At 47.3% G+C, this 6,741-nt stretch carries 4 protein-coding genes; all 4 read left to right on the top strand.

Annotated features, from left to right (window positions below; all coding sequences use genetic code 11):
* Positions 1-426 precede the first annotated feature (426 nt).
* Positions 427-1,371, top strand: a complete 945-nt coding sequence (locus tag LZ24_RS16590; protein ID WP_186443228.1) for an Rpn family recombination-promoting nuclease/putative transposase — start codon at positions 427-429, stop codon at positions 1,369-1,371.
* A 606-nt stretch (positions 1,372-1,977) separates the two neighbouring features.
* Complete coding sequence (gene csx2 / locus LZ24_RS16585; RefSeq protein ID WP_186443227.1) at positions 1,978-3,252, top strand: TIGR02221 family CRISPR-associated protein; 1,275 nt, start codon at positions 1,978-1,980, stop codon at positions 3,250-3,252.
* Between the two features lie 334 nt (positions 3,253-3,586).
* On the top strand, positions 3,587-5,182 hold the full coding sequence (locus tag LZ24_RS16580) for an AAA-like domain-containing protein (RefSeq protein ID WP_144686823.1): 1,596 nt from the start codon (positions 3,587-3,589) through the stop codon (positions 5,180-5,182).
* Between the two features lie 174 nt (positions 5,183-5,356).
* Positions 5,357-6,741: AAA-like domain-containing protein (locus tag LZ24_RS16575; RefSeq protein ID WP_144686822.1), on the top strand; the 1,385-nt coding region annotated here is incomplete at its 3' end.

Here is a 6,741-nt window from a genome sequence, read left to right as displayed (position 1 = left end):
GTCCACGAATAGGCCCCGCTTAGAGGGGATTGGATTAAAACCAGTGGGAAGTGAAGAGTGGGGAGTGGGAAGAAAACAAGAAGATTAAGCCTTTAATTTTATCCAATCTTGCCTGAAAAATATCAGACTCTGTCATTTCCAGGGCTTCAATGTCGTTTTTAATGTTAAGTAATGACAAGCTTTTATCTTTTTCTAGTTTCCAGTCTCCAGTTTCCAGTCTCTAGCATGGCCCCGCTTAGAGGGGATTGGATTAAAACCAGTGCCCATTATGAGCCACCCACTTCGTTACCTTTATCTGTCTTTGTCGTCTGTGTTTTCCCCTTGCCGTGAAGAAACATCCCCTAAATTTATCCGTCCTTCCCACTCCCCCTTTTTCAGGCTATGCTTCTTCCCGCCATAAAAATTATCAACCAACGGGAGGCTCCCTTGAAACATTGGCTCACAGATTATTATGTAAAACCCACATCGGACATCTTCTTCAGGTATCTCTTTGGCATGGAAGAGCATAAGCCCATCCTCATTGATTTCATCAATGCCGTTTTAAAGGACTCCGGCTTTCCCCTGATCACAGACCTTGAGATCAAAAACCCCTTCAACCTCCAGACACTCTACAATGAAAAAGAAAGCATTCTGGACATCAAGGCAAAATCCGTTGATGGCAGGTGGTTTGATGTGGAGATGCAAAATCTCTACAGGGCCTTTTTTCTGGAAAGAATCCTGTACTACTGGGCTTCCATGTACAGGGAGCAGCTTGGGGAAGGTGAAGACTATTCCCTTCTGAGACCTGCCATGTGCATCAATATTCTTGATTTCAGGATGTTCAAGCATGTGGACAAACACCACCTCTGCTTCATGCTCCGTGAAAAGGACATGCCTGAGCTTATGCTGACGGATCACCTTGCCCTGCATTTCCTTGAACTTCCCAAGATTACTGATTACAATGTGGAAAAGACCATAGATATGTGGCTCTATTATCTCAAAAACGAAGGCCTGAGCAGGGAGGATAAGATCATGGAAACCATCTTGAAGAACAACCCCCACATCGCCAGTGCCAGGGAAAAGTACATCAGATTCACCCAGGACGATCATATGCGTGAGGCCTATGAATCCCACCTCAAATGGAAGCGGGATCATAAGACGGATCTGCTTTATGCTGAGAAGAAGGGGCGTATTGAGGGTGAGGAGATTGGTACGGTTAAGGGACGGCATGAGGAGAAGTTCCAGACGATCAAAGAGCTTTTGGATTTCAATATGAAACCCGAAGAGATTGCCAGGATTACAAGGCTCACCCCCGAACAGGTAAAGGCTGTGATTGATGCAGGGGATAAGGGGCTGGATCTGCTGATCGGTGAGAATGCTGCCAAACATTAGGCTCAGGCATAGGTATGGTAGCGATATTGGGTGCCTGTGTCACAGGCCTTCTTGCTTTTATCTGATTTCTTTTAGACCACGAACATTCCCCGCTTAGAGGGGATTGGATTAAAACCAGTGGGAAGTGAAGAGTGGGTAGTGGGAAGGAATAAGAAAGTACAGCCTCTTTTTTTATCCAAACTTGCCTGAAAATACCAGACTCTGTCATTTCCAGGGCTTCAATGTCGTTTTTAATGTTAAGTAATGACGAGCTTTTATCTTTTTCTAGTTTCCAGTCTCCAGTTTCCAGTCTCTAGCATGGCCCCGCTTAGAGGGGATTGAGACATCGAGTTGCAGGCAGCAGTCTATCGCACCGAGTTATGTCGTCCACGAACATGCCCCGCTTAGAGGGGATTGTATTAAAGCCGGTGGGAAGTGAAGAGTGGGAAGAAATAAGAAGATTCAGCCTTTGATTTAATCCTTGCTCACCTAAAAAATACCAGATTCTGTCAGTTTCAGAGCTTTGGTGCTGAAGTTTAGATATTTTAATGATAGAATGTTATGCATTCTCAATTATCAACTATCAATTCTCAATTAACCCGAATGATTCTGAAAAGAGGGGGGCGTATGAGAAAGGTGTTCATCAGTTTTCTGGGGGTAGGGGCTTACAAGGAAGTTCTTTATCAGTGGAAGGGCAGGGAGGTCGCCCACAGCTTTGTGCAGTATGCGGAGCTGGCCTGTATGGGCCAAGGTTATTTTGACGCAGTTTATATTGCGCTGACACCAAAATCCAAAGAAACCCACTGGGATAATCTGGCCGCTGCCCTTGCTTCTCTGGGTTATACGCAGCCGCATCTGATTCTGCTTGATGATGATTTTGATCCTGAAAAACAATGGAGCTGGTTTGAGGCCATCCTTGCCCGCATCCAGCATAAAGATTCCCTTTATGTGGATATGACCCACGGTTTTCGGGCCATGCCCATTGTATTTTCCGCAGCCCTGAATTTCCTTCAAAAAGCCCGCTCTGTTCATTTGGCCCATGTGTGGTACGGTGCCTTTGTGCCGGGTAATCCGAAAGCGGCCATTGTTGACATGCGGGATTTTTATGTGATCAATGAATGGAGTGACGCCGTTGCCCGTCTCGTGGAGGATGCGGATGCAAGGAAACTCGCAGAGGTTGCGGCCCAGACCGATGACAGCCGGGCCGGAGAGCTGAATGATCCGGATTTGATTCAGGCCTTTGAAGATCTGACGGGTGTTTTGAGAAATGTGGATATTCATCAGGTAAGGAAAAAAGCCTCTAAGGCCCTTGGTCTTGTTGCTGAAAAATATGATACGGCATCTGAAACGGGCAGAATTCTTCTGGAGCTGGTCCGGGATAAATTTATAGGTCTGGTGTTGAAAGAACCTGAATCCGGAAGGTATGATGCGGATTATTTTGAGCTTCAGCTTCAGATTACCCGCCTGCTCCTTGAGCATCGCCTCTACATGCAGGCCTTTACCGTGATGCGGGAGTGCATTGCTTCCGTAGGACTTATCCGTAACCCCAAGGCCAGTACCCTTTCAAAACAGGGGCGGCGGCAAAGGGAAAAGGCGGAAGTTTTTGTGAATATGATTCAAAATGACAGAGATAAATGGCGTTTCAGCGGTGATCATGAAGAAATGAAGGAAAAGCTTCTTGCATTTTATGAAGAGCTTGATTCTCTGGGTATCATGGCCGTGCTGAAAAGTTTTTGTAAGGAACTGGTTCATTACAGGAATGGTTTTGACCATGCCTGGACAGCAAAAAAAGAGGCTTTTACGGATATTGCTGAAAAGGGAGATTTTTTCCTTGCAGAACTTGGCCGGGTGATCGGGGCTTGTCTGGAGCATGGCATTCTGGAAAAAAAACAAGATGCCTGAAAGGTTTGAATGCCATGTCTGGTGTGAAAACATAAACTCCTTCTCCACAAAGATGCACCGCATTTCATGCATATTGGAATCTGAGCCAAAAAGGATTCTGATTACTACCCTGACTCAGCCACAGTTTGCTGGTCAGGTTGTTGCCAGGCCTATGGTGCTGGCTTTAACACGGGCAGGCGCAAGGCCTGCCCCTACGAATGGTTTTTACGACCCTGTTTTGTGTAGGGGCACCCTTTACGGGTGCCCGCTGACATGCGTAAAATCTGGTCATATAATTTCCATGATGAAGGTTTGCATGGCTGAAAGACAGTGGTAATCAGAAAAAGGATTAACCGTGGAAAAATTTTTTAACAACGCAGGCCCGGTCATGGCAGACATGAACTACCATATTGACCCTTTGACCCGGATCAACTGGGATGAGGTGTATGATCTCATTTTGCAGCAGCGTTATTTTATTCTCCACGCCCCCAGACAGACCGGTAAAACCTCAAGCCTCATTGCCATGATGCATGCCTTAAACAAAAAAGACGATTTTACAGCCCTCTATGTGAATATTGAGGGGGCGCAGGCGGCAAGGAACAATGTGGAAGCAGGAATTTCTGCCGTTTGCAGTGCCTTTGCCCGTTCTGCATCCCACTATCTGAATGACCCGGATTTAGAGCCGTGGATAAGAAAAACGGTAAAAGAGATTCCGGCAGAAGATCGGCTCAGCAGCATACTTACAGCATTCAGCGAGCGATTAGAAAAGCCCCTTGTTCTCATGCTCGATGAGGTGGATGCTCTGGTGGGTGATACCCTCATCTCCCTTCTTCGCCAGCTCCGGGCAGGGTACGAACAAAGGCCCAAGGCCTTTCCCCAGAGCCTTATTCTCTGCGGCGTAAGGGATATCAGGGATTACCGCATCCACACCGCGCATCAGGAAATTATCACAGGCGGCAGTGCCTTCAATATCAAGGCCGCATCCCTGCGCCTTGGCAATTTTACAGAAGAAGAATGCAAAGAACTGTGGCTCCAGCACACGCAAGAAACGGGACAGATTTTTGATGATAAAATCTTTCCTGAACTCTGGGAAGACACCAAGGGCCAGCCGTGGCTGGTTAATGCTTTGGCCCATGAGCTGACATGGAACAATAAAGAGGCCCGTGACAGAAGCAAAACCCTTTTTCTGGAAGACTATTTTGCGGCAAGGGAAAAGCTCATTCAGTCCAGACAGACCCACCTTGACCAGCTGACCGATAAACTCAGGGAACCAAGGGTACACAAAGTGATTTCAGCCCTTCTTTCCACCGATGAGACAGAGCTTCTCATGCCAAGGGATGACATGGACTATGTTGAGGATCTTGGGTTGATCCACAGAAAACCCAATATTAACATCAGCAACCGTATTTACAGAGAAATTATCCCCAGAGAACTGACCGTGGTCACCCAGGATACCATGATCCAGAAAAGCATCTGGTATACTAAAGAAGATTCAAGCCTTGATATGACAAAACTTCTTTTGGCTTTTCAGCAATTCTTCAGGGAAAATTCAGAAAGCTGGATCGAGCGTTTTGATTATAAGGAAGCTGGCCCCCAGTTGCTCATGCAGGCTTTTTTACAGCGCATCATCAACGGCGGTGGCCGGGTGAACCGGGAGTACGGCCTTGGAAGCAGACGCACGGACCTTTTTTTGGAATGGCCCTTAGATAAGGAAAAGGGCTTTTTCGGGCCTGTGCAGCGGGTGGTGATTGAGCTTAAAATCCTGCGCAAGGGCTTAGAAAATACCATAAAAGAAGGCCTTGAACAGACAGCCGATTATGCGGACAAAACAGGGGCAGGGGAGGCCCACCTTGTCATCTTCAACCGCAAACCCGAAATACCTTGGGAAGAAAAAGTCTGGAATAAAACCATGGAGCATGGGAAATGGACCGTGGGTGTGTGGGGGATGTGAAAAAAAGTGTGAAGTTGGAAGTGTGAAGTGTGAAGGATTTTGCAGGGGCAAATCTTGCGCTTGTTCTTACTCAAGCCCTGTAGTGACTTTAAACCTAAACATTTTATGAGCATAAGAACTTTAAAAGTGCTCCTGTTATGACACCTGAGCAGCCGCTTAAAGAAAGGCTTGACCATGGCAAAATTTTTTAACAACGCAGGCCCGGTCATGGCAGATATGAACTACCATATTGATCCTTTGACCCGGATCAACTGGGATGAGGTGTATAATCTCATTTTGCAGCAGCGTTATTTTATTCTCCACGCCCCCAGACAGACCGGCAAAACCTCAAGCCTCATTGCCATGATGCATGCCTTAAACAAAAAAGATGATTTTACGGCCCTTTATGTGAATATTGAGGGAGCGCAGGCGGCAAGGAATGACGTGGAAGCAGGGATTTCTGCCGTTTGCAGTGCCTTTGCCCAGTCTGCAGCTTTTTATCTTGAGGATGAACGACCCCAGGAATGGCTGAATGAAAAAGGCTTTGCAACCCCTGCCCTTCAACGCCTCAGCGCCATGATGGATGCCTGGACAAGAATGAACAGCAGGCCAACGGTATTTATGCTCGATGAAGTGGATGCCCTGGTGGGAGACACCCTCATCTCCCTCCTCCGTCAGATTCGTTCCGGTTACGACAGAAGACCCAAGGCCTTTCCCCAGAGCCTTATTCTCTGCGGGGTAAGGGATATCAGGGATTACCGTATCCACACCACGCATCAGGAAATTATCACAGGCGGCAGTGCCTTCAATATCAAGGCCGCATCCCTTCGTCTGGGCAATTTCACAGAAGAAGAGTGCAAAGAACTGTGGCTTCAGCACACGCAGGAAACGGGACAGATTTTTGATGATAAAATCTTTCCTGAACTATGGGAAGACACAAAAGGCCAGCCATGGCTGGTCAATGCTTTGGCCCATGAGCTGACATGGAACAATAAAGAAGCCCGTGACAGAAGCAAAACCCTTTTTCTGGAAGACTATTTTGCGGCAAGGGAAGCACTCATTCAGTCCAGACAGACCCACCTTGACCAGCTTACGGACAAACTCAGGGAACCAAGGGTCAGCCGCATCATTGAAGAGCTTCTTCAGGGTGAAGAGCTTCCGGATGCGGTTTTCGGTAAAATCAGCACAGATGATCAGCAGTATGTGGAAGATCTCGGTCTCATTACCACAAAGCCCCAGATTGCCATTTCTAACCGGATTTACAGGGAAGTCATCCCCAGAGAAATGACCTGGCTGGCCCAGACCCGCATTGTTCAGGAATCCCTCTGGTACACCCGTGAAGACAAAAATCTTGATATGACAAAGCTTCTTCTGGCCTTTCAGCAGTTTTTCAGGGAAAATTCAGAAAGCTGGATTGAGCGTTTCGATTATAAGGAAGCAGGGCCACAGTTGCTCATGCAGGCTTTTTTGCAGCGCATTATCAACGGCGGTGGCCGGGTGAACCGGGAGTACGGCCTTGGAAGCAGACGCACGGACCTTTTTTTGGAATGGCCCTTAGATAAGGAAAAGGGCTTTTTCGG

The organism is Desulfobotulus alkaliphilus (assembly GCF_007830435.1).
Taxonomy (GTDB): Bacteria; Desulfobacterota; Desulfobacteria; order Desulfobacterales; family ASO4-4; genus Desulfobotulus; species Desulfobotulus alkaliphilus.
This window is presented reverse-complemented; position numbering and strand designations above follow the sequence as displayed.

What these genes read in the sequence shown, in the direction of transcription:
- csx2 (WP_186443227.1), top strand. Translation starts at nt 1,978, where the DNA reads ATGAGAAAGGTGTTCATCAGTTTTCTGGGGGTAGGGGCTTACAAGGAA.